General features: G+C 63.7%; 22 protein-coding genes. 8 read left to right on the forward strand and 14 right to left on the reverse strand.

What is annotated here, in order from left to right:
• Positions 1-39 precede the first annotated feature (39 nt).
• Together K1X15_RS15515 and K1X15_RS15520 are read right to left on the reverse strand one after the other, a co-directional pair.
• On the reverse strand, positions 40-1,029 hold the full coding sequence (locus tag K1X15_RS15515) for a Bug family tripartite tricarboxylate transporter substrate binding protein (protein WP_220304511.1): 990 nt from the start codon (positions 1,027-1,029) through the stop codon (positions 40-42).
• Positions 1,030-1,158: 129 nt separating this feature from the next.
• Positions 1,159-2,157 (reverse strand): 4-hydroxythreonine-4-phosphate dehydrogenase PdxA, encoded by a 999-nt coding sequence (locus K1X15_RS15520; protein ID WP_220304512.1) that lies wholly within the window; start codon positions 2,155-2,157, stop codon positions 1,159-1,161.
• 144 nt (positions 2,158-2,301) lie between these two features.
• On the opposite strand from K1X15_RS15520, the gene K1X15_RS15525 reads away from it, so the two are divergent.
• From K1X15_RS15525 to otnC, 3 genes are read left to right on the forward strand one after another with little or no spacing between them, the layout of a single operon-like run.
• On the forward strand, positions 2,302-3,039 hold the full coding sequence (locus K1X15_RS15525; protein WP_220304513.1) for a FadR/GntR family transcriptional regulator: 738 nt from the start codon (positions 2,302-2,304) through the stop codon (positions 3,037-3,039).
• Between the two features lie 45 nt (positions 3,040-3,084).
• Complete coding sequence (otnK, locus tag K1X15_RS15530; RefSeq protein ID WP_220304514.1) at positions 3,085-4,341, forward strand: 3-oxo-tetronate kinase; 1,257 nt, start codon at positions 3,085-3,087, stop codon at positions 4,339-4,341.
• The gene (gene otnC, locus K1X15_RS15535; RefSeq protein WP_220304515.1) at positions 4,338-4,979 is read left to right on the forward strand and encodes a 3-oxo-tetronate 4-phosphate decarboxylase; all 642 of its coding nucleotides are present in this window, start codon (positions 4,338-4,340) and stop codon (positions 4,977-4,979) included. Before otnK ends, otnC begins: the two co-directional genes overlap by 4 nt.
• Positions 4,980-4,988: 9 nt before the next feature.
• Here the strand turns inward: otnC and denD are convergent, their stop codons facing one another.
• Positions 4,989-5,975: a D-erythronate dehydrogenase gene (gene denD, locus K1X15_RS15540; RefSeq protein ID WP_220304516.1), complete on the reverse strand. Its 987-nt coding sequence runs from the start codon at positions 5,973-5,975 to the stop codon at positions 4,989-4,991.
• A 138-nt stretch (positions 5,976-6,113) separates the two neighbouring features.
• Positions 6,114-7,514 (reverse strand): NAD(P)-binding protein, encoded by a 1,401-nt coding sequence (locus tag K1X15_RS15545; protein ID WP_220304517.1) that lies wholly within the window; start codon positions 7,512-7,514, stop codon positions 6,114-6,116.
• Positions 7,515-7,884: 370 nt separating this feature from the next.
• Between K1X15_RS15545 and K1X15_RS15550 the strand changes: the two genes are divergently transcribed.
• The 4 genes from K1X15_RS15550 to K1X15_RS15565 all read left to right on the forward strand — a co-directional run bounded on the left by K1X15_RS15550 (position 7,885) and on the right by K1X15_RS15565 (position 13,608).
• Positions 7,885-9,990 (forward strand): hypothetical protein, encoded by a 2,106-nt coding sequence (locus tag K1X15_RS15550; protein WP_220304518.1) that lies wholly within the window; start codon positions 7,885-7,887, stop codon positions 9,988-9,990.
• Positions 9,991-9,993: 3 nt separating this feature from the next.
• Positions 9,994-10,725: a hypothetical protein gene (locus K1X15_RS15555; RefSeq protein WP_220304519.1), complete on the forward strand. Its 732-nt coding sequence runs from the start codon at positions 9,994-9,996 to the stop codon at positions 10,723-10,725.
• Positions 10,726-10,953: 228 nt separating this feature from the next.
• Positions 10,954-13,209: a winged helix-turn-helix domain-containing protein gene (locus K1X15_RS15560; protein ID WP_220304520.1), complete on the forward strand. Its 2,256-nt coding sequence runs from the start codon at positions 10,954-10,956 to the stop codon at positions 13,207-13,209.
• Positions 13,210-13,254: 45 nt separating this feature from the next.
• Positions 13,255-13,608, forward strand: a complete 354-nt coding sequence (locus tag K1X15_RS15565) for a response regulator transcription factor (protein ID WP_220304521.1) — start codon at positions 13,255-13,257, stop codon at positions 13,606-13,608.
• A gap of 6 nt (positions 13,609-13,614) precedes the next feature.
• Here the strand turns inward: K1X15_RS15565 and K1X15_RS15570 are convergent, their stop codons facing one another.
• From K1X15_RS15570 to K1X15_RS15615, 10 genes are all read right to left on the reverse strand, one after another.
• The gene (locus tag K1X15_RS15570) at positions 13,615-14,013 is read right to left on the reverse strand and encodes a cupin domain-containing protein (protein WP_220304522.1); all 399 of its coding nucleotides are present in this window, start codon (positions 14,011-14,013) and stop codon (positions 13,615-13,617) included.
• A gap of 56 nt (positions 14,014-14,069) precedes the next feature.
• On the reverse strand, positions 14,070-14,747 hold the full coding sequence (locus tag K1X15_RS15575; protein ID WP_220304523.1) for a hemerythrin domain-containing protein: 678 nt from the start codon (positions 14,745-14,747) through the stop codon (positions 14,070-14,072).
• Between the two features lie 148 nt (positions 14,748-14,895).
• On the reverse strand, positions 14,896-16,272 hold the full coding sequence (locus K1X15_RS15580; RefSeq protein ID WP_240549517.1) for an MATE family efflux transporter: 1,377 nt from the start codon (positions 16,270-16,272) through the stop codon (positions 14,896-14,898).
• Between the two features lie 551 nt (positions 16,273-16,823).
• A complete protein-coding gene (locus K1X15_RS15585) occupies positions 16,824-17,822 on the reverse strand; it encodes a hypothetical protein (protein ID WP_220304524.1) in 999 nt (332 codons plus the stop codon).
• Between the two features lie 11 nt (positions 17,823-17,833).
• Positions 17,834-19,276, reverse strand: a complete 1,443-nt coding sequence (locus tag K1X15_RS15590) for an MBOAT family O-acyltransferase (RefSeq protein ID WP_220304525.1) — start codon at positions 19,274-19,276, stop codon at positions 17,834-17,836.
• A gap of 21 nt (positions 19,277-19,297) precedes the next feature.
• On the reverse strand, positions 19,298-19,867 hold the full coding sequence (locus tag K1X15_RS15595; protein WP_220304526.1) for a hypothetical protein: 570 nt from the start codon (positions 19,865-19,867) through the stop codon (positions 19,298-19,300).
• A gap of 23 nt (positions 19,868-19,890) precedes the next feature.
• The gene (locus K1X15_RS15600) at positions 19,891-20,439 is read right to left on the reverse strand and encodes a hypothetical protein (RefSeq protein WP_220304527.1); all 549 of its coding nucleotides are present in this window, start codon (positions 20,437-20,439) and stop codon (positions 19,891-19,893) included.
• Positions 20,436-20,765 (reverse strand): YgiT-type zinc finger protein, encoded by a 330-nt coding sequence (locus tag K1X15_RS15605; protein ID WP_220304528.1) that lies wholly within the window; start codon positions 20,763-20,765, stop codon positions 20,436-20,438. The genes K1X15_RS15600 and K1X15_RS15605 overlap by 4 nt, the downstream gene beginning before the upstream one ends.
• Before the next feature lie 20 nt (positions 20,766-20,785).
• Complete coding sequence (locus tag K1X15_RS15610; RefSeq protein WP_220304529.1) at positions 20,786-21,757, reverse strand: alpha-ketoacid dehydrogenase subunit beta; 972 nt, start codon at positions 21,755-21,757, stop codon at positions 20,786-20,788.
• A gap of 22 nt (positions 21,758-21,779) precedes the next feature.
• Positions 21,780-22,997, reverse strand: coding sequence for a thiamine pyrophosphate-dependent dehydrogenase E1 component subunit alpha (locus K1X15_RS15615; RefSeq protein WP_240549518.1), 1,218 nt, complete (start codon positions 22,995-22,997; stop codon positions 21,780-21,782).
• Positions 22,998-23,185: 188 nt separating this feature from the next.
• On the opposite strand from K1X15_RS15615, the gene K1X15_RS15620 reads away from it, so the two are divergent.
• The gene (locus K1X15_RS15620) at positions 23,186-23,851 is read left to right on the forward strand and encodes a SagB/ThcOx family dehydrogenase (protein ID WP_220304530.1); all 666 of its coding nucleotides are present in this window, start codon (positions 23,186-23,188) and stop codon (positions 23,849-23,851) included.
• Positions 23,852-23,903: the final 52 nt, after the last annotated feature.

Here is a 23,903-nt window from a genome sequence, read left to right on the forward strand (position 1 = left end):
CCGGGGCGGGCAGTGCCCGTCCCGGCCACGGGAGGAAGCTTACTGCGCCCAGCCTTCGGCCTTGAAGACTTCGACGGTGCTGGTTTCGCTTTTGTCGATGAAACTGGCCAATTCGTCGCCCGCGAGGAACCGTCCGGTCTGCGACGTATTGGCGACGTATTCCTGCCATTCGGGCGTCTGGCTCACCTTCTCCATCATGTCGACATAGAAGGCCAATTGTTCGTCGGTAACGCCGGCCGGCAACCAGACGGTCCGTGGCATCTGGTAGGACGAGATATCGATGCCGCTTTCCGTGCAGGTGACGATATCGTGCCAGCCCATGTCGCCATGCACTGGTGCGCTTTCGGCCATGCGCTGGTCGCTGAAGACGCAGAGCGGCTTGATGGCGCCCGCCTGCCACTGGCCGAGATTTTCATTGGGATTGTTGACATTGGCCGCGATGTGCCCGCCCGCCAGTTGCACGCCCACTTCACCGCCGCCATTGAACGGCACATACTTGAAGTCGGCGCCGGTCTTCTGCTCGATCAGGGCCACCAGGGTCTCGTCGGTATCCTTGGACTGGCTGCCACCGAAGGGCAGCGAGCCCGGATCGGCCTTGGCGGCTGCGATGAACTCTGCCGCGTCCGTGAAGGGCGCATCGGCCTTGACCCAGATGAGGAACTCGTCGAGCGCCAGCGCCGCAACCGGCACCAGGTCTTCCGAGGTATAGGCCATCTTGGCGACATGGGGCAGCAGGTACACATTGTTGGTACCGAAGATCAGCTTGTGCGGGTCGCCGGCATTGGCCTTGGCATAGACAAAGGCTTCGGCGCCGCTGCCGGCCCCCTTGTTCAGCACGACCACCGACTGATCCATCAAGTTGTGCTGGACGATAATGGACTGGATGGTGCGGGCGAAATTGTCCGTGCCGCCGCCGGCACCAGAAGCGACGACGAATTCAACGGGACGTTCAGGAACCCATTGGGCAAAGGCGCCCACGGTCGACAGCAAGGTTGCGGCTACGGCGAGTACAATCGAAGTCGTCTTCATTGGGTCTGCCCTCCTCGGCAGGTTGGGTAATGAACGCTCTGGCCACGTTCAGGACGTGACGGCTCGTTCCGGCCGCGTGACGGCCGGGTCGAATTTCTTGTTGTGCGCCGGTTAGCTTGGCGTCGCGCCTCAGGCGGCCTTCCGGCTCCTGCTCTGGCTTTGCGCCACAACGATGTCGAACGCGGCCTGGGTGGCGCCGAGATTGGCCTTGCCCTGGCCGTAGATGTCGAAGGCCGTGCCGTGCGCGGGCGTGGCAATGGGAATGGGCAGGCCGCCATGGACGGTCACCCCGCGCGAGAAGCCCATCAGCTTCATCGCGATCTGCCCCTGGTCGTGATACATCGTCACGATGCCATCGAACTCCTTGGCGCGCAGGAAGATCGTGTCTGCCGGAAACGGCCCCACTGCCGGCAGCCCCCTCCCCTTCGCGGCCTCCACAGCTGGGCCGATGACGTCGATTTCCTCGCGGCCAAAACTGCCGTTTTCACCATTGTGCGGGTTGAGCCCACAGACGGCGATGCGCGGCTGATCCACCCCGGCCGCGACGAGGGTCTGGTGAGCCAGCTCGATGCCGGCGATCACCCTTTCCCTCGTGATCAGGGCAGGCACGTCCTTGAGGGCGACATGGCTGGTCACCCGGCTGGTCCAGAGATTGTCGAGCACATTGAGCTCGCCATGGGGACCCTTGACCCCGAGCATGGCAGCGAACCACTGGCTCTCATCCTCATGCGGCAATCCGGCCTGATGCATTGAGTTCTTGTTGAGGGGCGCGAACAGGATGCCGTCGGTGACACCTGCCCTCGTCAGACCAACCGCGCGCTCCAGTGTCTCAAGGCTGTACCGCCCACCATCGACCGATGACACCGCCCGCTGGAAGGGGCGCATGGAGGACCCCTTGAAATCTTCCAGCAGCACGTCGCCGCCGGGCCGGAAATCCATCTCACCCTCGCTGACGCGATAGTCGAAGCGCTGCCCGGCAATGCGCATGCCTTCTTCCACTTCTGCGCGATCTGCGACGAGCAGAATATTGGCCTTCTCCCGATTCTCCGGCCTGGCCAACAGCTTTGCCACCAGTTCCGGCCCGATCCCTGCGGGATCCCCCAATACGACCGCCAAACATGGCTTCATGGCGTGTTCTCCTCCACCGGCCTTCTTGCGCTTACCAAACATGATCCAACAAACTTGTCAACTGGTCCGGCCATGAGACCACTAGACCTGTGGGACACGATGGTTCATATTGATTTTGACGCGCAGAACCGGCAGGGGAGCGATATGGACGCACCACTCAATTTGCAGAAACTCAAGAACGGGCTTTCCAAGCTGACGATCCGCGAGCAGGTCAGTCATCGCCTGGCGGCAATGGTGCAATCCGGCATCCTGCGCACCGGCGACGAACTGCCCAGCGAACGCGAACTTGCGGCAACGCTGGAAGTCAGTCGGGAAACCATCCGCGGCGCCATCCAGATGCTGGCGGCAATCGGCATGGTCGAAATCTCCCAGGGCAGCCGCACGCGCATTGCTCGTACCGAAGGGTTCTCCGAGTTCAACAGCGTAACCCAGCCTGTCCTGCCCGGGCGGTCCGCGGACGAGGTCTATCAGGCTCGCCTGATGGTCGAAATTCCAGTGATCCGCGCTGCCGTCGAACGGATCGACGACGACGGTATTGCCCGGCTGCGTCGTCTGGTCGATGCGCAACGCGACATGCTCGAAGACACCATTCGCTTCCAGATTTCCGACGCCGAGTTCCACGATGCCATTTACCAGGCCAGCGGCAACGCGCTGGTTGGCGAGTTCCTGCACGAACTGTTCAGCTTCGGCATGGAATATCGGCGCCACGTCCTGCTGCGCGAAGGATCGGTGAGCCTGAGCCTGGCCGACCACATGGAGATCCTCGACGGGTTCGAGCGGCGCGATCCATCCGCCGCAGCCGAAGCGATGGAAAACCATCTCAACCGCATTCACCGAACCACCCTGGAAGCCATCGCCGAGACCAGCGCCACAAAGCGCTGACTGACCCTGCCGGTGCATCCCTGACGACGCGGAGCCGAAACAACCATGATTCTTGGTGCGATTGCTGACGACCTGACCGGGGCGACCGATCTGGCCCTGATGCTGACGCGGGGCGGCATGAGGGTGCTTCAGGTTGTCGGGGTACCTCCTGCGGGCACCCGGTTCGGAGACGCCGATGCCGTTGTCGTTTCCCTCAAGTCGCGCACCGTGCCGGCAGCGGAGGCGCAATCCATGTCGGTGGCCGCCGCCGAGGTTCTGCTCGCCAATGGCGCGGACCAGATCATGTTCAAATATTGCTCGACATTCGATTCAACCGATGCTGGCAATATCGGGCCGGTAATCGATGCATTGCTGGCCCTGCTTGGCGAATCGCGCACGCTGGCTTGCCCCGCTTTTCCCGCCAACCAGCGAACCGTCTACAAGGGACATCTGTTCGTGGGCGACGCCCTGCTCAGCGACAGCCCTATGCGCGATCACCCACTTACCCCAATGCGAGACGCCAATCTGGTCCGTGTTCTGGGACGCCAGACCGCCCGGCCCGTCGCCCTGATCGATCATGACACCGTGCGGCAGGGCGAAGAGGCGGTACGACATCGCCTGGACGCGCTCGACGGCATCGCTATCGTCGACGCCATAACCGACCAGGACCTGCGCACCATCGGCCATGCCGCGAGCGCCCTTCGCCTGATCACCGGGGGCTCCGGCATCGCAATGGGTCTGCCAGAGGCCTATCTGCGTCAGGGGTTGCTGACCCCCGTACAGTCCGGGACCAGACTTTCGGCACCGCCGGGTCGCGGCGCCGTCCTTGCCGGCTCGTGCTCGGCGGCAACGCGCCGTCAGATCGAGTTCGCACGAGCGCAGGGTGTGCCTGCACTGAAGCTCGAGGCCGACCAGATCGCAGAGGGAAGGATCACTGTCGAAGACGCCGCCGCATTTGCCGAGCAGCAGGACAGCGCGCTGGCCCCACTCATCTATTCGAGCGCTGACCCTGACATCGTTCGTGCGGCGCAGGAGCGGCTCGGCGTGGGCCAGGCGGGCGAACTGGTGGAACAATTCATGGGTCAGCTCGCGGTCGCCCTGACCCGACACGGCTTCACCCGGCTGCTGGTGGCGGGGGGAGAAACCTCCGGCGCTGTTATCCGCGACCTTGGGGTCACCAGCCTGCAGATCGGCCCGGAAATCGACCCCGGCGTGCCCTGGACCCTCTCGACCGGCCACGGACCGCAATTGGCCTTGGCGCTGAAGTCGGGCAATTTCGGCACTGACGACTTCTTCCTGAAGGCCTGGAGCAAGCTGCAATGAGCGCAATTCTGTCGGAAGCCACCCGCATTCGCGACGACATCTGCGCGGTCGGCGCCTCGCTCTTCAACCGCGGCCTGACCGCCGGCTCAACGGGCAATATCAGTGTTCGGCTGAGCGACGGCAGCACGCTGATGACACCGACCAACGCCAGCCTGGGGGAACTGGACCCGGCGCGTCTGTCCAGGCTGAGCCCGGACGGTGCGCATCTGGACGGCGACCGACCGACCAAGGAAGCCTTCCTGCACAACTGCATGTATTGCGAGCGACCCAACGCCGGGGCGGTCGTCCATCTGCACTCGACCCATGCGGTGGCCGTCAGTGTGCTGGCCGATATCGACCCAGCCGACGTGCTGCCACCCTTGACGGCCTATTACGTCATGCGCGTGGGCACCCTTCCCCTGGTGCCCTATTTCGCGCCGGGTGACGAAGCACTGGCGCAGGCGGTGAAGTCCGTTGCCGGACGGCACCATGCGGTCCTCCTTGCCAATCATGGCCCGGTCGTGGCCGGCACCACGCTGCGCGACGCGCAATATGCCGCCGAGGAGCTGGAAGAGACCGCCAGGCTTCACCTGATGCTGGACGGGCGCGCCCTGCGCCCGCTGACGCCAGAACAGGTCGCAGACCTCAGGACGCGCTGAAGCCGCCGGTCACGCCGGCAGCACTCCACCCAGCTCGTCTTCGATATAGATCTGCACGATTGCGTCGAATGAGGCATCCCCACTGAACCCGAATGCCAGTGCGCGCTCTGGATCGAAGGCCCGCGGCCAGCCCTGCACGATCTTCTCGATGACGGGGTCAGGTTGGCGGCGGATGAGCGAAACCGCCCTTTCGCCGGCTGCGCGCTGCAGCGCCCCGATCTCCTCGGCGACGGTTGCGGCGACACCGGGCATGTTGAGCGAGCGGCGAATGCCCAGGCCGCTCGTATCCATTGTCGCTGCATGCAGGAGAAACCCGACTGCCGCCCTGGGACTGGCAAACCAATGCCGAACGGTGTCGGCGACCGGAAGGATGGCTTCCTGGCCAGTCAGCGGCTCGCGCAATATGCCCGAAAAGAACCCCGAGGCCGCCTTGTTGGGCTTGCCGGGACGAACCACGATGGTAGGAAGACGCACGCCGACCCCGTCGAAGAACCCGCGACGCGAATAATCCGCCAGCAGCAGCTCGCCAATCGCCTTCTGCGTGCCATAGCTGGTGAGCGGCGTCAGCGCGTGATCATCGCCGATGACATCGGGGAAAGGCGCGCCAAAAACTGCGATCGAGGATGTAAAGACGACGCGTGGACAATAGGCCTTCCCAGCGCCCTCGAGCCGGATGGCTTCGAACAGCGCCTGCGTGCCATCCAGGTTGATACGGTAGCCCTTCTCGAAATCTGCCTCCGCCTCGCCCGATACGATAGCCGCCAGGTGGAAGACGATATCGGGGCGCCCCGCTATCAGTCTTGCCGCGACCCCGTCCTCGGCGAGGTCCGCGGCCAGCATCTCAAGAGCGCCGCCAAAGTCGGGACGATCGGGAGCGACGACATCGACGAGCGTGAGCTTTTCGATCTTCCGCCCCCCGAGGCGAGCCTCCCCGATCAAAGCGCTGGTGAGCTTCCGACCCAGCATTCCCGCCGCGCCTATGACAAGTACATGCATCTTGATTCCTCACTGGACTGCTGGACCAACCAGTTAGCCTGCCTGTTCGCATTTGTCCAATGGTTTGAGCATCGAGGCACGTCGCGCAACCCGATTTGGCCCTGGGTGCGCCATCCGATCCAGACATACGCGCGACATTCAGCGACCCTCCACGGACAGCCCGGCCAGCGCGGCCATGCGCTCAAGTCCGCTTTGCGCCACACCCGCCAGCCGCTTCGAAGCTGCAACCACGGCAGGGTCGGCGGCCTGCACAGGGGTGACGCGCGCCGGGTTGAGCGCGCATTGGTTCGCCCAGGCCGCTATATCGGGCTCCGCACCGTAGGCGCGCGATGCCTGGATGCCACGGAACTGCATTTCGGCCCAGTTGGACGGCGTATCGGGGAGAGTGTTGGGCGGGCACAGGCGGTTGCGATCGCGGTCGTCGTCCCGAATTGCTTCGACCAGGCCAGCCAGCGCCGCGCAGAAGCAGGGAAAGCCGGCCCGGATGGTCTGCAGGCGGATCATGTCGGTGCCCCAGATCGGCACCATGGGCGGATAGCGCAGTCCCGAGGCGGCACAGTGCACGACAAGCGTGCCGGGCAGCAGCGGGGTCGAGCCTCGCTCAAGGACAATCTCGTCTTCGCTGATATGCTTGACGTGCCCCATCCGCACGACGCGCTCGATGCTGCGCAGCAGCTCCAGTTCCCAGCGGCCCAGGGTCGGCGCCTTGGCCATGGTCGGGACCACCTCCCGGTCGATCCGCATCATCACCCCGACAGCCTCGAGGTTCAGGAACAGTTCCTCCGGCGATCGGGCGCCGATCGCTGCGCTCATGGTGTCTGCTGCCAGTCCAAGCGCCACGGCCGGATCGGGCTGCACCATTGCCCGATTGAGCATCCACGGATCACGCGGACGCACCCAGACTATGCGGTCCTGTGGCACGCCATTGGCCAGCAGCCACACTATACCGTCGGTCGCCGTCTTGCCCGATCCGACGATGACGAACTCACTGGGAGCCTCATCCAGTCGCGCCAGGTCGTTGATCGACACGACCCGCACACTCTCGGCCACACCAAAGGGCGGCGGTGTTGTCGCCGGAATTGTCGGGGCCAGATATGTGGCGTCAACGACCCGGCGACGCGCATGCACTTCCACGGTCTCACCGGACACCAGCGACGTCACCAATTGGCGGCCATCTCTTTGGATGTGCTGGTGGCCGCCCAGGAACTTTACCCGGCCCGAACCGACAAATCGGCGCTGCAGGATATCGTCATAATAGGTTCGGATTTCTGGCGACCGCGCGCGCACCTGCAAGCCGGCTTCCGGTCCCGTCTGCTGGACCTCGCCGGTTCCCAACTGCGTTGAGGCGACCCCGTAGAACACCGAGGCCTGGTGCAACTGGACGAACGGATAGGCGTCATGCCAGTGGCCACCGGCCGCGTGGCGACGATCGACGAGCGTCACATGGACATCGGCGTGATCGATGAGTGCGTCGGTAAACGCCATGCCCATCGCACCGGCCCCGATGATGAGGTAGTCTGTCTCGATTGTTCGCGTCACCTTCGCACTCCTCCAAGCGCCGAGTGACCTTGCAGCAATGCCGCGAATTTTCCACGCCGACGACGAAGGCGGCGGGATCAATCACAAATCGCATTATACGCCCCGTACCAGGCCTGTCTGCTCACATCGACAGACATCGAGGCATCTTGCCCTTGTGGTCCGGACTTGCCGGAACCAGGCGGATCTTAGTGGCAAGGGTCAGGGTCCGCGCAGATGGTCGTCACTGAGGAGACCAAATTATCAACCCCATATGGCCCGTTCGGGCCATGCGAAACCGGGCGACCGCAAGCAGGTAGGACGCGAAAACCAACCGAGAATGGGAGGAGGCGCAGGCCTTCGACATTCCCATTCCATTGCTGGACGCCTCCGCATGCCGACCACCGCACAGACTGTCTCCCCCCGCTGCCCTGTCAGCACGCCCCGCTCCGCAATCCGCCGGCCGGTGACGGGCCTTCTACGCTCCGGTTTTGCCCTCGCCACGACAGCAACGGCCTTTGGCGGCACCCTGCCCGCCTTTGCGCAGGCAGTTGGCGATCCCGGTCTGTGGTGGTTGGGATATCCGGCTGGGGGATATGACGTCAGCTACGCCTATGACGTCTCGGCCGATGGCGGCGTGGTGGTTGGCACGGCAGGCAGCAGTAACCTGACGCAGGTCGCGTTTCGCTGGGATGCCGATACGGGCATGACGGCATTGCCGGGGTCGGGGGTCGATGGTCGGGGCATTTCGGGTGATGCCAGCACCGTGATTGGCTATCACATTGTTCCAGATGGCGGTGGCGGTTCTCATGTCGAGGCATTCCGCTGGACCCAGGCCGGCGGCATGCTTGACCTGGGGACTGGCGGCTATACCAGCAGCGTGGCCAACGGTGTCTCCTCTGACGGGAGCGTCATTGTTGGCGAGGTCTCAGGCGCTGGGCAGAACGTGGCCTTCGCCTGGACCGAGGCGACCGGCATGCAGCTCCTGGGCTGGATGGCCGGCGGGGCGCCGAGCACCAGGGCCACCGACGTTTCCGATACCGGCATTCTGGTGGGCAATAGCCGCATGGCCGGTGGCGACTACCAGGCCTTCTACAAGGACCTTGGTTCGGTCGATGGCTTGCAGGGGCTGGGCTATTTCGGCGGAGGAGACTACAGCCGCGCCGAGGCGATCACCAATGACGCCAATTTCATCGTTGGCGAAGCAACCGATAGTGGCAATGTCGGCCATGCCGTCCGCTGGACCTGGGAGGGTGCAGCCTATGGCAGCGCCATGGCGCTCGATGGCGGGACCGGTTGGATCTATTCGGAGGCGACCGACATCGCCGCCGATGGGGCGACGGTGGTCGGCCAATATATCCTGGTGGACGAGGCGGACGGAACCGTTGCGTTCCGCTGGACCGAGGCATCTGGTGCCCAGTCGCTCGACGCATGGCTGGCAGAGAGCGGCGTCGTGGTCGGAGGCTGGATCCTGCGCGAAGCTACGGCGATCAGCGATGACGGCTCCACCATCGTGGGCTGGGGAGAAGCCGGCGCGGGTCAATACCAAGCCTTCCTGGCGCGCGCAGGGGTTCTTTTCGGCACGACCGACTACGCCCATTCGGTGGCCTCGCTCCAGGAAGTGGCCCGTCTGCCATCGGCCATCGCCACTGGGCGTTTGCTCCATTCCTTGCCCGCAGCCTCCGGCATGCCGGGCCTGAGTGCCTCTTTCGATTTCGAGCATGTCCAGGGCAGTTCCTCCAATCTTGGCGGCGGCATGCTGACCTGGCGCCAGCCGGGCTGGGCCATTACTGGCGGCGGCGGGGCGATGCTCATGGCATCGTCACCCCTCTACGGGGGCGGCAGCGCCACCTATTCGGGCGCCTGGCTCGGTGGCGGAGCGGCGGTCGATCTGGGCACGGCCTTCGCAGTACCCGCCCTGGACGGTCTCGAATTGAGTGTCGGTGCCCGCGCCGACATGCTCCAGGCCACGATCAACCGCAACTATCTCAACGGCTCGGCCATCGAGACCGCGATCGGCCAGACCGGCATCTCCACCTTGACCGGCGCCATCCGCGCCAGCTGGAACCGACCGCTTGGCGACACTCTGGCGGTAACGCCCTATGCCCAGTGGCTGGTCGGCCGCAGCACCATGGCTGGCTATCGCGAGACCGGTGGCGCTGGCGCTGGCACCGTGTCTGAGCAGGTCAACACGACGAACCTTGTCACCGCCGGGATCGAGGCTGATCTGAAAGTCTCCTCCAAAGTCACGATCGGCGTGAGCTACGCGCTCAACCATCTCCTGGATGGTTCGGTCGGCGGCGTCAGTGTCGCAATGCCGGGTTTCGCCAGCTTTGCCGCTCCCGCCGCCAGCCATGAATCCACCTGGCACAGTATTGGCGTCGATCTCGAATGGGCCCCCACCGACCGGCTGCGCCTGAACACTTATGCGTCGGCCAATCTGGGTGGGACCTATGCCGAGAACTGGACGATCGGCACCGGCCTGCAGGTGGGGTTCTAGGACATGACCACCCCTGCTCGAACTCTCCTCGGATGGAGTGCATGGCTACTCCTGACCACCTATGCCGCCGCCGAAACACCCCAGGACCTCTGGCAACAGATTGCCCTGCTTCCGGCCAAGGCCGAGACGGCCAAATGCGATGCCTGGGATGGCATAACATCGCATATCGAGCAGGCGGGCGCTGCAGCCATGCTCGAGAGCCAGCACGCGATGAGTCGGGTTGCGCCGATGGCTGCCGTCAGCGATGCGCAGAGCGCTGCCATCGAAACTCTTCTCGACTATGACCTGCAGGCCTGCGCCGTCGACCTGGAAATCACCGTTCGCAGTCTGGTGGACACCACCAACGCCGAGCTGCAATCGGCCATGGCCTATTTGTCAGACCGCCGGATTGCCGCCTTGGACCAATGCGGAAGCGAACAGGCTCCAGGCTATGAGGCGTGCTACTCCCGCACCATGATCGAATATCAGGCGCTGGCCCGCGATGAAGCGAACCACAGGCTCGACGCCCTGGGGGAGGCGTTTGCATCCTGGCGCGACGCCGCTGCGGACTGCCTGCGCCGGCGTGAGGACGCCGTCATGGCCTTCGAGCGTGCCGAAGTGGGTGGTCCGTTCGCGGCGCAGGGCATCACCATGCGCGCCATGAGCTGGTCGCTCGTTCACCTGCATGCCGAAACGGCCAGATCCCTGTGTGTCTCCATCTTCGACGCAGCGCACGCCCTTGATGTGACACCGTAACCAAGGGGCTTGCTGACCATTCCCATACCGCCCAAAGGCCCCGGAAGCGCGCGCTCCGGGGCTTGTTCGGTTGTGAGGTCGGCGACCCACCTTCACCGATCGCGCTTGATGACCCATAGAATTTCCACTTACATGCAACACGAACGAGATCGTTCGGCACAAGGAGCCCTGGGCCGCAATGGCGTTTCGCCCATATGCCAGAGGCCGGGATATTCCAGGCTATCCCGCATGATTTCGGATCAGCCTGCGCGAGACATCGTCCTACCGCGCACCAAGGTGCATCCGCCCGCCTTGAGGATGGCTCAGATCGGCCGGCCGCACCTGGAGGCCAGGCTGGGCGCCGCCCTCCGCCGTCACAAGCTCGTCCTTGTCTCCGCGCCCGCAGGCTTTGGAAAGACCACCACCATTGTGCGCGCACTCGAGCATCTGTCCCCGGCTGCGCAATCATTCTGGATTTCCATCGACGAAGAGGACGACCTGGCCCGTCTGCTCTGCGCGCTCGAACTGGCCTTGGAATCTGCCGACATCCCTTGGCGAACATCGGTCCAGGGCCTGCTGGAAGTCGCGCGCCAGGGCGAAGCGGGTCCCATGCAGGTCGCGGATCTGGTGGCCGATGCGCTCGCAGCCAGCGAGATCGGTCACGGCATCATAGTCCTGGACGACGCCCACCGACTGCGCGATCCAGCCGCGTTCGACTGGCTGGGGCGGCTTGTCGAACGACTGCCGGAAGGCTGGGCTATTCTCCTTTCGTCTCGCGAACGCCCTCCCCTCGCCTTGCCCCGGCTGCGCGTAAGCGGCGCTCTGGCCGAGTTCGGGGCCGACGACCTTCGCTTCACCTTCGATGACTTCATGCTGCTTGCGAAAGCGCATGCCCAGGACAGCGATGAGAAAGACCTGCGGCCCGTTTGGTCGAAGATGGCGGGTTGGCCGGCAGGCTGCGAACTTGCGCTTCAAGCAGGCATTGCGGGTACCGACCTTGCAGGCGCCGATGACATCGCCTTTGACTTCCTCACAAGCGAAATTCTCGGGCACTTGCCTGCGGAACTGGTGGCGTTCCTCACCGAGTGCTCGATCCTGGTCGAATTGAGTGAGCCCGTCTGCAGGGCCGTGACTGGCAGGCCCGATGCGGGCGAGCTGCTGGAGGAAATCGTCCGTCGAGGCCTTTTTGCGAGCGAGCTGGACGCCTCCGGCCTGGTGCTGCGGCTGCACGACCTGTTCCGCGACTATCTCTTCGCGCGGTTGCGACGAATGTCCACCGCTGCACAGATCGAGGCGATGCTCGCCCGGGCGGCAGCCGAAGAGACCAACCCGGAACGCCGGATTGGCTACCTGGTGAGGGCCGGGCAGTTCGCCCAGGCCGAAGCCGAACTATCGGCTCTGTCCAAAACTCTGCTGCCCCAGGGCGAAATCGAGCGCATGAGCCGCTTGGTCCACATGTTGCCTGCGGCCTTTGTCAGCCAGTCGGTCGAGCTGTCCTACATGCTGGGCCTGTGTGAATCGTGCTACCCGCGCTGGCAACAGGCCGGCATCCACCTGGCCAACGCCGCCAGGCTCTTCGCAGAGGCCGGCGCCACCGAGCGCCGCCAGCGCGCACGCGCCTATGAACTGGTCGCCAGATTTGGCGAGGCGCGAACGGCAGAAGCCATGACCTTGCTGGCCGAACTTGAGGGGGAGCCCCTGGATGTTGGCAGCCGGGCACTCTGCGCCTTGGCTGGCTACCTGCTCTCGCGTGTCGGCGGCACCGTCGAACAGGAAATGAGCTATTTCGACCGCATGCTGGAAAGCCTGCTCGCCTGTAGCGACCCCCTGGTCTGGAGCCAGTGCGGGCTACATGTCTATCTGGGGCTGCAACAGGGCATGCGCTGGCGTGCCGAACGCTATGCAACGGGCGCGCTGTCCATTGCCGGCGATCTGGACGAGACCCTCCGGGACAGCGCCTTGAGCATGCGCACCTGGCACCTGCTTCTGTCCGGCGAATACAGGGAGGCGGCCGCAATTGTGGACGAGGTCGAGGGCAGTCAGGCCTGGCACAGCAAGCCCTATTCGGTCCGGGGCTCGATCCAGATTGCGCGCAGCGTCCTGGTCTATCTGCAGGGAGACGCCAACCTGCTGCGGGCGGCGGCCGACCGCTTCTTCGGCATATTCGAAGGACGCGAGGGTCTCTCCTGGGCCTATTGGCGCGGCCTGACCGCCCTGTTCTTCGGGAAATTGCATGCGGCGCTGGAGGATTGGGACGCTCTGGACCTTTGCCGCGCGCGCCTCGACGATGAGCTGCGCGTCTTGGACATGCCCTATCTCCGCCTCGGTCAAGCCTATCTCGATATGCTGCGTGGCCTGCGCGGCCTGCGGGACCGCGTGACCCCAGACCTGGAGTTGCGGATTGCTGCGGGCCCCATCCAGGGCGACTATCTGGCGCTTGAACCTGAACTTGCCGCGACCAGAGCCATCGCTCGGGCGCGGGTGCACGACTACGCAGCGGCCTGACAGATCCTTTGTGACCTGATTGAAGCGCTCACCGCGTCAGGTGAAATGTCGCGGCTCATGTTTCTGGGTGAGGCCAGGCTGAAGGAATTGGCCAACATCCCTTTTGCGGGTGGCAAGTTCGATGCGCAACGTCTTGCCTTGCTGTTGCTGGTCGACCGGCTGGTTGATGCCCGGCAGCGTCTCGGCGTGCAACCGAAGCAGGACAGTTTCGGCCTCAGCGCCCGCGAACTGGAAATTCTCGAGCGTCTGGCAGGGGGCGACAGCAACAAGGCCATCGCGCGGGACCTGCTGCTCTCCCCCCATACCGTCAAGCGGCATGTGGCCAATATTCTCGACAAGCTGGGCGTGCGTTCACGCGGCCAGGCCGCCGCGCTGTTTCGCAAGGCGCGGAGCGCGTAGAGCGCTTCACTGGTCCACCGGATGCTGGACAATATTGCCGCTGTCGTGAATGCAGACCATATCCAGCCGCTCCTCTCCGATGCTGGTGAATTTGTGCGGCACCGATGCTTCGACCACGAGGATGTCACCTGGACCAGCCACGACGTCCTGACCGCCGGCCTGAAATGCGGCCTGTCCACGCCGGACGATCCAGACCTCGGCATAGGGGTGCACATGCAGCCCCGGTCCGGAGCCGGGCTCCACCGAGACCGCAAAGAAGGAGGTATTGGCGCCATAGACGCCACCCTGGAACTTGATCGTCTTGTCCACCTGATCCTGCCGCGCGCGCAGCAGGTGCACGCCCCGCGGCAGGCTGGACAGACGTTGCGGGCAGGACGACCCGCACGAACATTCGGCGCGACACATGTCTGGTCCCTCGCTGCAAGGGCTCCGGCCTTGCTGGCCGGAACCCTGCAATATTGTCAGCCGCGCAGATCGCCCAGTTGGGTCCATTCACTGTGCGACACAAGGGGCCGAACCATGCCCTCCATCAGGCCGCCAAAGGCCTCCGGGGGCATGCCTTGCTTCATGCCGGCCAACGTCGCACGGCGGTCGCCCGGATGCATGGCCGACAGCATCGGCACCATGGACAGAGGCACCTCATCGGCCGGTATCGAGGTGACGATCCGGTGCTCGATTTCCATCAGCTCGGCATCGGTGAATGCGTGCTGCAGGGCCGTCTGGAGGATCGTCTCCTCCTCGTTCATGTGCTCGAAGTCATGGGCCATGAACAGCGCGAACCGGCGATAAAGGGCACGCGCCGCCGCAGCACGTTCGCCCTTGTCGGCCCTGGCGAGTGCCGCGATCAGGTGCTCGATCTCGGCAAAGCTCTGCTCGTGCTCCACATGCCCCTCTTCGGCAATCTCGGATGCGCCCGGGCTCCGGGCCTCGAGCGCGGTATGAATGTGTTCGTTCTCGTGATGCAGATGCCCGTGGCACAGCACCATGTGCTTGCGCATGGATGCGACAACGGCGTCGCGGGCGGCGTCATTCTCGATATCGAAGCTGCTCAATTGCATGAGTTGCTGGCAATGGGCGTAACGTATTCCCTTGTGAATGGCGGAATACATGTCGTAGCGCGGCTGTGTGGCCCCGTTCATGGTCGATCCTCTCAAATGCTGGTGTTCCGGTCGGCTCAAGACCACGCCGACGCAACTGGAGAGGCTGATACTGAAAAGTCCCGCCCCGCGTCATGGCCCGAAGGAGCCACGGCGCGGGGAAAAGTCTCTCAGAGACCCTTTGGACAGCCTAGCCCATGAACAGCCCGAGACGCCGGTTCTGGCTTCTTGCGGACTGCGCGAGGACCAGAGCGAGCAGGCCCAGCAGGAGAATTTCTGCCACAGGGCTGGCGAGCCAGATTCCCGTCTCCCCCAGCACCATGGGAAGCAGCGCTGTCGATGGCAGGACCAGCAGATAGGTGCGTCCGAGTCCCAGCAGTGCCGTTCGCCTGGCGTCGCCAATCGCCTGGAAGTAGTTGACCAGCATCACCTGCGGCCCTGTCAGACAGTAGGCAGCCGTCATCAGCGGCAGGATGCGGGCCACGATCGCTACCACCTCCGGGTCATCGGTGAAGAGCGCACCCCATTCGTCGCGGAATATCCAGGCCGCCGACTGCACGGCAAGGCCGAAGGCGAAGGCCACGATCAGCGCCAGGCGCAGCGCCGCGTCCGAGCGGTCGGGCCGCCCTGCCCCAATATTGTTTCCCACGATGGCCTGCAAAGCCTGCCCAAGTCCCATCAAGACCAGGAATGACAGCGACAGGATGCGATTGACCGCACCATAGGCCGCCACGGTCGCATCATAGGCGCCTGCCCCATGGGTCTGGATCATCACGATCACCAGCCCGGTGATCAACGACAGGCCCACAAAAGCCAGGCTTTGCGGCGCACCGAGCGACAGACATCGCGCCCACCCGAAGCCGAGTTGCCCAAACGCGAACTGCTGCAGCCCCAGCGGCCCCTTATCCCTGAGCCGGAGCCCGAGAACGACCATCAGCGCAACAGCCTGTGCCACCACGGTCCCCAGGGCCGATCCGGCGACGCCCAGCCCAAGCAGGCCGATAAAGACGAAGTTGAGCCCGATATTGCCCAGCGACACGCCAAGGCTCAGCCCCGCCATCAACCCGATCCTGCCTTCGACGCGCAACGCATCGGAGTTCAACCCCAACAGCATGGCCACCGGCGCACAGACCACCGTGATCAGCAGATAGACATGGGCCATTTCGGCGAGGTCGGCACGTCCATTGGCAGCAAGGGCCACCATGTCCTGCCCGAGGAGGAGAAAGATCGCGATGGCCGCCCCGCAGATGAGCAGGCCCAGCCCATGCGCCCCGGCAAAGATGGCGCGGGCACCCTCCTGGTCGCCCGCCCCCAGCCGCCGGGCCAGAATGCTGGCCATGCCCGACGAGACCATGGTCCCCAGCGCCATCAGCAGCATGACCAGGGGAAAGATGACCGTGACCGCCCCTAGCGCTTCCGGGCCGACATAGAGACCCAGAAAGATGGCATCGGTGACGGTGAGCAGACCGTTGGTCGCCATGACCACCACGATGGGAATCGCGGTCATGGCAAAGACCCGGCCGATGGGTCCGGTGGTAAATCGATTGGAAGTCATTGAAATCGACATGACATAGTCCTTCGCGTCCCGGCGCGCAGGGCGGCCCGGACGTCTTTCGAGTTCTGGAAAACGTGAAAGCATGCGGCGCAGGTGGAAAGCGCCGGCAAACAATGAGGCTAGCTGTCTGGAATGGTCGTATTCATACCGTCATCTCCTGATCGACGCGTATCGGATTTTTGGAGATGGGGCCCACACTGCCATCGCACCGAACACGCGGGATTGCCACGATCGGGATGCGGAAAGACCAGAACTTCACCAGGACTTGCGTCTGCGGGCGGCCGGCGTCTGGAGCCGGCAGTCTGGATACGCTCGCGCGGGACTGGCGTCAAGTCAAAGCGTCCGGCCAAGACAAGGATCGCCGCAATAATGCGCAGCGGTGCACGACCACCGCTCTGCTGGCGGATGAAGACACCGGCCCAGCCTTACTCAACGCAGTGGTGACCGAGCCGCCGCCGTACCCACCCTGAGGCTTGGGCGGGCCGAAACTGACGGCCGGTGGTCACCCGATCCGGCAAGGACAATAGCCAACACCTCGCACGGGTGAGACGCAAATTTTGGTTTCATTCACTGGCTTGTCCGGCGCCGGACGTGACGTCATCCGCGAGGCGAAGCAGTGGCACCAGCGTCTCGGCGGCGAAGGCCTCCACGCCTTGGCGGCCGAGATGATCGCTGTCGAAGTAGAAACGAGCATCCTGCAACTGGCCGGAGAAGTCCAACAGCCTCAGCCCGCGAGCGGCGAGCCGGTCCTCAAGTGCCGCATCGAAATCGACCTCTCCTGGAATTCGATCCGAAAAGGTCCGCGGCAGGGGCAGTTTGACCACGAGCACCCTCATGCCGGCACTCTCCGCCCGCTCGATCAGGCCGGTGAACACATCTAGATAGTGCTCCAGCACCGCCGGTTCCCCAGCGCCTTGGGGATAAAGATAGGCGATGCGATCCGCGGCGGCCGTTTGCGATGGCCGATAGCGGCGGTCGAACAGGCTGGCGGATTCCCACAAGTCGATGGAGAAGCGGCCCCGATTGTTGATCTTGGGAAAGCCGGTGACATAGGCCAGCGGCGTCTCCGGTGGCAGCTCGCCCTTGATGCTCTCGGCAAGCAACCTGCGCGCAACGCCCGGATCGAACGGCGTGCGTGCCAGAAGTTCCGCATCGGCCAGGCGGCCCTCGTTCCATTGCGCGCTCCTGAAGGCAAAGGAATCGACCACATAGACAAGCCCGGAGGCCGAGTGGTCGCGGGCAAATCGCTCCAGCACGACGTCATTATAGAGCGGTCCAACGCCCTGCAGGGCAAGGTTGAGAATGCTCACTCCAGCGGCCATTTCAATTTTGGCCTCTGCATCATCGAAGGCAAGGGGCATGGCATGCGACGCCCCCAGGATCAGCCAGTCATAGTGCGTCCTGTCTGCGGTCGCGATCTTGAAGAAGGGATTGTCGTGCCCGTTGCGATAGACAAGGACCTCCGCGAGCGCGCAGAGCGCGAGATAGAGTCCCAGTCCGATCATCAGGAATTGCAGGATGGTGCGGCCTCGGGGCGGCGGGATGGCAATGGCTTCGTCCATGCTTTCCATCGCTAGAACTGCATGTAGATGAAGCGGGCGCCCTGCCAGCTACCGACCACCACGATGGCGCCCAGGACACAATAGTAGAGCCCCCAGCGCCAGGGCCGGGGCCAGGCGATGAGGCGGTGGGCGAGCGGCCGCTTCTCATCGAGTGTTTCCACGCCCATCAGGATGGCGATGAGGGTGACGCCGAGCACATGGTCGCCCGAAAAGGGGTAGTGGCGGATCACCGAAGGCAGGTCCGGGATAGCGACCGCGATGCGCTGCAGAACCAGCACGGCCTCCCCCACGGAGGTGGCGCGAAAGAACACCCAGGATACCAGGATGAGATGAAAGGTCAGAAGCATGGAGAACAGGTCGCTCACCCAGTTCGGGACCAGCCTGGGGCCGGCCAGCTTTGCGGCCAGGGTCGACAATCCCATCTGCCCCCATTGATAGAGACCGTTCAGCAGTCCCCAGATCAGGAAACTCCACCCCAGCCCATAGCCAAGCCCGGCATGCCAGAGCCCGCTGATCAGGAAGACCACCATGACGTTGATGTAAGTCCGGCCGACGCCAGCCCGGCTGCCGCCCAACGGTATATAGAGATAGTCGCGGAACCAGCGCCCCAACGTGATATGCCAGCGCTGCGACCAGAATTCGGAGACCGAGCGCGAGAGATAGGGGCGACGGAAATTGACGGGCAGCTCGATGCCGAACAGGCGAGAGATGCCGATCGCCATGTCGGCGATGCCTGAAAAATCGCAATAGATCTGGAAGGCAAAAAAATAGACCGCAATCAGCAGCTCAAGCGGCGCCGCATATGGGGCGATCGCAAAGGCATTGTCGACGACGGGCGCCAAATTGTCTGCAATAACGACCTTCTTGAACAGGCCCCAGAACACGAGCTGCAGCGCACCGACCATCTTGGCCGGGTCAGCGCGCAAAGCGTTCCTGGTCTGGTCCAGAAAGGGTTTGGCGCGGGCTATGGGCCCTACCAGCACCTTGGGAAACCAGGCCATGAAGAGCCCGAATTGTCCCGCATTCCGCTCCGCCTGCAGCACCCGGCGATAGACATCGATCAGATATGCTGCGGCAGCGAAGGTGTAGAACGAATAGCCTGCGGGAGCCGCGATCCCGAGTGTGGGCCAGGCGCTGACCCAGTGCTCGGGCAGTTCGGCCCTAATGAAGTCGTGGAACTTGAAGGCCGCCAGTGAACCGATCAGGCCCATCAGGGCGCTCGCGAGCAGCCATCCGCGCACGTGGGCGCTACGGCTGTGTCCCAGCGCCAGGCCAAACAGATAGGCCCAGACAGTTGCTCCGCCAAGGAACACTAGATTGCCCGGCTGTCCCCAGCCATAGAACACAAGGGAGGCGGCAAGCAGCCATAGCCACCGCCACCCAGGAAGAAGTGCAGCGGCCCCGGCCAGAACCACAGGCAGGAACAGAGCGAACGTCAGCGAATTGAACAGCATCGCCTTGCCCGCCCGGCCTGATCAATAGGACGCACCGCCCGCTCGCAATTCGGGGGGCACCTCTTCGATCGGAATGCCGGCATTGACCACCAGATAGTCGGCCAGCGCCTCCCGCTGCTCCGGGGTGAGGTCAATTTCGACGTGGCTGGGCTTGTTCATCGTGCCTAGCCAGGCCTCCCTTGCCCGCGACTGGGTGATCACCACAGTCACGATGTGACATGACTGGCAGTAGCGCAACGTCATGTCACGCCCGTCCATGGGCAAGGCCTCGGCGGTCATTTCGGTTCCGATCGGTGCGTTATAGAACAGATAGTCCGCCAGCGTTTGTCGTTGGTAGTCGTCCAGCGCCGCCACGGCGGGAACACTGGCCATCGATTCATCGAGGAAGGCCAGCCATTCCTGGCTGCTCTTTTCCCCGGTGGTGATCTCGTTGAGGGCGATATCGGGCAGGCCGGCCTCGACCAGACCCGAGAGCAACGTCCTGCCGCCGTCCGGAATGAACGAGAAGACATCGTCGTTCTGCGACAGCGAAAGCGACGTCAATCCGAAGACGATGCCCAAGGCAAGCGCTGCAGTCAAACTCGGCCTCATTCGAACCTCCTTGGTGTGCGTCGTCAGAAGCGCAATTCGGGCGGCACATCCTCGTATTTCATCGGCATGTTGGCTGCCGAGTAGAGAGAGAAGGTCTCCCGCTCTTTCTCGTCCATCTTGATTTCGCGATGGAAGGGCGACAGGAATACGTTGCGCCAGCCCTGTAGGTCCCGGTCGTGCATCAGGTAGCCAGAGAAAATGGAATGACAGTACTGGCAGTTCGCCACAGCCAGTTCCTTGCCATCGGCGGGTAATAGCGACACCGGGTCCTCAGCGCTTGCGAGAGCGTCCAGATCCCCTGCGAAGGGAAAGTTGACGCTGAGATATCCGGCCAGTGTGACCCTCTCGGTTTCGCTGAGGTCGGTATCCTGCCCAAGAATGGTCTCCCAGCTTGCCTGGTCGTGACCCTCCGCGGACAGCTTCACCAGCTCGGCGGGGTTTCCGGCAAACAATTGCCGCAACAATCCTCTCCCGCCATCGGGCATGAACTCGAAGCCGGCCTGCGCCAGAACCGGCCCGGCCAGAAGCAGGGCCAGCATGGCAACGAGCGGGGAGCGGTAGGCCTTGCTCATCGCGGCGGCTCCGGTTCTGCTGGATCCGCCCGCTTGAGCAGCTGCGTATAATCAAACACCGGCACCTTGAGAAAGCGGTCGGCTCGCTCCTCCGGGAACCCGGCGCCCCGCAACAGGTCCAACATCGTCGCCGTGACATCATCGTAGAACTGCTCGCGGCAGGTGCGGCACTCCAGGGCCGGGAGACCCTCAATGATGACCAGGCGTTCGCCCTGCCAGAGAGCGGAACGAACGCTGGTGAGGCCAACCGCAACGCTGCCGCATTGCGGGCACTGGGCTTCTTCGGTCCTGGACAGATGGTCCTGCGGCCTGTCTTGATAGTTCATGACGCGTCTCTCCCCGATCGCTAGCCGACGAGCTTGCGGGCTGCATTGGCAATGTGGTCGGCATTGACCCGCATCCAAAGGAACATCTCCGGCGAGGCGGGCGGCGGCGCGTCCGGGAAGGCGATCCGCTTGAAGCGCGCGCCGTCCACATTCTCGGCGACGCGCGCCACCACTTCGGCTGCCGGCCCGAGCGTGTAATAGGTCTGGTCGACAGCGAGCAGTCGTTTGGTCTTGCCCACCGAGGTCACCAGCGTTTCGGTATCCATCGGCTTGAGCGAGCGCAGGTCGACCACTTCCACGCTCATCCCTTCGGCTTTGAGCGCCTCGGCGGCCTTGAGCACTTCCGGCATGCCGGCGCCGGAGCCGACAATGGTGATGTCGCTGCCTTCGCTACGGACGACCGCCTTGTCCAGGGGCACTTCATATTGATCGTCAGGCACCTCCTCGACCAGTTCCCGCAGGCCTGCCGGATAGAGGTAAATCACCGGGTCGGGATCGCGCAGGGCCGAAACCATCATTCCCTTGGCGTCATAGGGCGTCGAGGGGACGACCGTCTTAACCCCGGGGATGTGCATATAGTAGGAGTCGATCTCGTAGTCCGAGTGCTGGCCGGCGAAACCGGGCGTCTGCCCGGTCATCTCCATGATGAACACGACCGGCATGGAGGCAACGCCGCCAGTCATGTGACGCAGCTTGCCGGCATGGTTCTGGATGATCTGGAAGGGCATGACGGCGCCCTGATAGGGGATGTAGGTGGCCGCCCTCGACCCGGCCAGACCAGCCCCGAGCGTGGCCGCCGCCATCCCGATCTCGTCAATGCCGGTATTGACCACGCGCTTGCGGGTGAACTCGGTTTCGAGATTGATGACCGGCATGCCCGGATTGGAAGCGACCGGGGCGGTCAGCTCATAAATCCAGACCATATTGGGGTCCTGGCGCATCTCATATTGAACGGCCTCGAGGACCGCATACATCCAGCTTTTCTCTGCCATTTTTCTGCTCCTTGTCCTCTGATCAGGCCAATTGGCGGGCTTCCACCACGCCCTCGGCGAAGACGTGCTTGAGGCCGTCCTCGGGCTTGCAGAGCGGCTGCTCGGCAGCCCATGCGAACGCCTCGGTGACTTCGGCCTTCACTTCGGTCTCGATGGCATCGGCCTTGGCATCGTCGAGCAGGCCCCAGTCGATGAGTATCTTGCGCGAGATGTCGACAGGGTCGCGTTGCATCCAGGCCCGCAGTTCGCGTTCAGGCCGGAACGAGGAGATGGCCAGCGGATCATAACCGAAGGCGCCCAGCTCACCGGGCGTCGCGCCTGGTGCACCCCAGTGGTTGTAGTAGCGATAGGTCTTGGCCTCGATCAGGGTCGGGCCCTCGCCTGCCCGGGCGCGGTCCACCGCAATCTTCGCGGCGTTGTAGACCTGCATGACGTCCTGGCCGTCCACCACCACGCCGGGAATGCCATAGGGCTCGGCCGCCGTGGCGATATCCTTCATCGGCACCGAGAAGGAATAATGGGCGTACTGGTGGTAGAGATTGTTTTCCACCACGTAGATGAATGGCAGCTTGAGCAACGTGGCGTTGTTCAGTGCCGAATGAAAATGCGGCGTTGCATAGGTCCCGTCGCCACCGAAGTTGACGACCACCTGATCGCTGTCGCGCGCCTTGATCGCAAAGGCCGAGCCAACCGCAATAACTGGACCCGGGCCGATCATGCCGTCCGCCCCCATAAAGCCAACGCTCGGGTCGGCGATATGCATCTCGGCGGCATAGCCGCTATTGAGGCCGGTGGCGCGGAAGTCGTTCTCGGCGCACATGCGCTTGAGGTCGACACCCTTGGCGATGGCATGTCCTGTCGGGCGATGCGTGGAATAGATCAGATCGATCTGGTCGAAACTGCCCGCATTGCGCAGCGCCGAGCACACGCCCACGGCCACGGCTTCCTGGCCGGCATAGAAATGGTTGTAGCCGCGATAGGTGGGATCGGTCATCATCTTGTCGGCCATGGTCCGCTCATGCCAGCGGATGCGCAGGATGCGCCGATACATGTCGACCAATTGTTCGTCCTCGAGGTCCTTGGCCCAGAATCCGCTTTCCCCGGCCCCGTAAGCCACACTGCTGGAAATGGTCGCCGCCGCGCCGGCCAGCGCCGAGATCTTGAGGAACTGGCGCCGCCCGGGCGAAAAGCCGGCGTCGATGCTGCTGCGATCCTGATCGTTGTCGCTGTCACCTGGCATTTTGGAATCCTCCGCTTCAGTGACGCTGATTATGGGCGCACGGTGCCGTGCCGATTTGACGGGCATCAAAAGTGCCAGTCGCGCACCGTATGAGGCTCATTGTCGAGCGTGGCGCGAGGATTTGACGACCATCAAGGGGTGACCCCGCTGGTGGTGAGAACCTCGGCCCTCCATCGAAGGAGGCGAGCATGCATCCATTTACCCGGCGAACTTTTTTGACGGGTGCTGCGGCCAGCGTGGCACTCGCAGGGGCTGTCGCACGTGGCGAAGACGTCCCGACACCCGGATTGTCGGTCAGGGAGGCACTTGCCCGACGCCAATCCATTCGCGTCTATGGCGCGCAGCCTGTCGCGACGGACGTGCTGGTCGACCTGCTCAAGGCGGCCAACGGCGTCAACCGGCCCCAGTCCGGCGGCCGGACGGCGCCGTCCTGGCGTGGGGCGATGGACGTGGACATCTATGTCGCAACCGCCGATGACGTCAGCAGGTTCAACCCGGCCGAAGGCTCTCTGGAGGTCCTCCGTGCCGGAGATATTCGAGCACTGACCAGCCCCCAGCCTTTCGTGGGCACGGCGCCTGTCGTCCTGATCTATGTGTCGGATCAACGGCGGCTGATCGAGGCGGCCGGCGGCGACGTCTCGGTCGAACCCGATGCGGAAGCAGCGATGCAGTATCGTATCACTGCCTTTGTCGACACGGCCGTTGTCGCGCAGAATGTCTATCTCTATTGCGCTGCAGCGGGTCTTGGGACCTGTCTTGTGGGCGGCAATGACCCGGGCCAGATCGCCGAGGCGCTGGCACTCGAAACGCACCAACTGGTGACCTATGTTCAGCCGGTCGGACGCTTGCCTTAGGTGCAATTGTTCCAGCGCAAGAGCGCCGCCCAAAGCCCGGTCAAGGCTGAAA

The sequence above is a fragment of the Devosia salina genome (assembly GCF_019504385.1).
Lineage (GTDB): Bacteria > Pseudomonadota > Alphaproteobacteria > Rhizobiales > Devosiaceae > Devosia > Devosia salina.

Excerpts from the sequence above, each read along its gene's own strand:
- K1X15_RS15515 (WP_220304511.1), bottom strand. The coding sequence starts at position 1,029 with ATGAAGACGACTTCGATTGTACTCGCCGTAGCCGCAACCTTGCTGTCG.
- K1X15_RS15520 (WP_220304512.1), bottom strand. The coding sequence starts at position 2,157 with ATGAAGCCATGTTTGGCGGTCGTATTGGGGGATCCCGCAGGGATCGGG.
- K1X15_RS15525 (WP_220304513.1), top strand. The coding sequence starts at position 2,302 with ATGGACGCACCACTCAATTTGCAGAAACTCAAGAACGGGCTTTCCAAG.
- otnK (WP_220304514.1), top strand. The coding sequence starts at position 3,085 with ATGATTCTTGGTGCGATTGCTGACGACCTGACCGGGGCGACCGATCTG.
- otnC (WP_220304515.1), top strand. The coding sequence starts at position 4,338 with ATGAGCGCAATTCTGTCGGAAGCCACCCGCATTCGCGACGACATCTGC.
- denD (WP_220304516.1), bottom strand. The coding sequence starts at position 5,975 with ATGCATGTACTTGTCATAGGCGCGGCGGGAATGCTGGGTCGGAAGCTC.
- K1X15_RS15550 (WP_220304518.1), top strand. The coding sequence starts at position 7,885 with ATGCCGACCACCGCACAGACTGTCTCCCCCCGCTGCCCTGTCAGCACG.
- K1X15_RS15555 (WP_220304519.1), top strand. The coding sequence starts at position 9,994 with ATGACCACCCCTGCTCGAACTCTCCTCGGATGGAGTGCATGGCTACTC.
- K1X15_RS15560 (WP_220304520.1), top strand. The coding sequence starts at position 10,954 with ATGATTTCGGATCAGCCTGCGCGAGACATCGTCCTACCGCGCACCAAG.
- K1X15_RS15565 (WP_220304521.1), top strand. The coding sequence starts at position 13,255 with ATGTCGCGGCTCATGTTTCTGGGTGAGGCCAGGCTGAAGGAATTGGCC.
- K1X15_RS15570 (WP_220304522.1), bottom strand. The coding sequence starts at position 14,013 with ATGTGTCGCGCCGAATGTTCGTGCGGGTCGTCCTGCCCGCAACGTCTG.
- K1X15_RS15575 (WP_220304523.1), bottom strand. The coding sequence starts at position 14,747 with ATGAACGGGGCCACACAGCCGCGCTACGACATGTATTCCGCCATTCAC.
- K1X15_RS15580 (WP_240549517.1), bottom strand. The coding sequence starts at position 16,272 with ATGTCGATTTCAATGACTTCCAATCGATTTACCACCGGACCCATCGGC.
- K1X15_RS15585 (WP_220304524.1), bottom strand. The coding sequence starts at position 17,822 with ATGGACGAAGCCATTGCCATCCCGCCGCCCCGAGGCCGCACCATCCTG.
- K1X15_RS15590 (WP_220304525.1), bottom strand. The coding sequence starts at position 19,276 with ATGCTGTTCAATTCGCTGACGTTCGCTCTGTTCCTGCCTGTGGTTCTG.
- K1X15_RS15595 (WP_220304526.1), bottom strand. The coding sequence starts at position 19,867 with ATGAGGCCGAGTTTGACTGCAGCGCTTGCCTTGGGCATCGTCTTCGGA.
- K1X15_RS15600 (WP_220304527.1), bottom strand. The coding sequence starts at position 20,439 with ATGAGCAAGGCCTACCGCTCCCCGCTCGTTGCCATGCTGGCCCTGCTT.
- K1X15_RS15605 (WP_220304528.1), bottom strand. The coding sequence starts at position 20,765 with ATGAACTATCAAGACAGGCCGCAGGACCATCTGTCCAGGACCGAAGAA.
- K1X15_RS15610 (WP_220304529.1), bottom strand. The coding sequence starts at position 21,757 with ATGGCAGAGAAAAGCTGGATGTATGCGGTCCTCGAGGCCGTTCAATAT.
- K1X15_RS15615 (WP_240549518.1), bottom strand. The coding sequence starts at position 22,997 with ATGCCAGGTGACAGCGACAACGATCAGGATCGCAGCAGCATCGACGCC.
- K1X15_RS15620 (WP_220304530.1), top strand. The coding sequence starts at position 23,186 with ATGCATCCATTTACCCGGCGAACTTTTTTGACGGGTGCTGCGGCCAGC.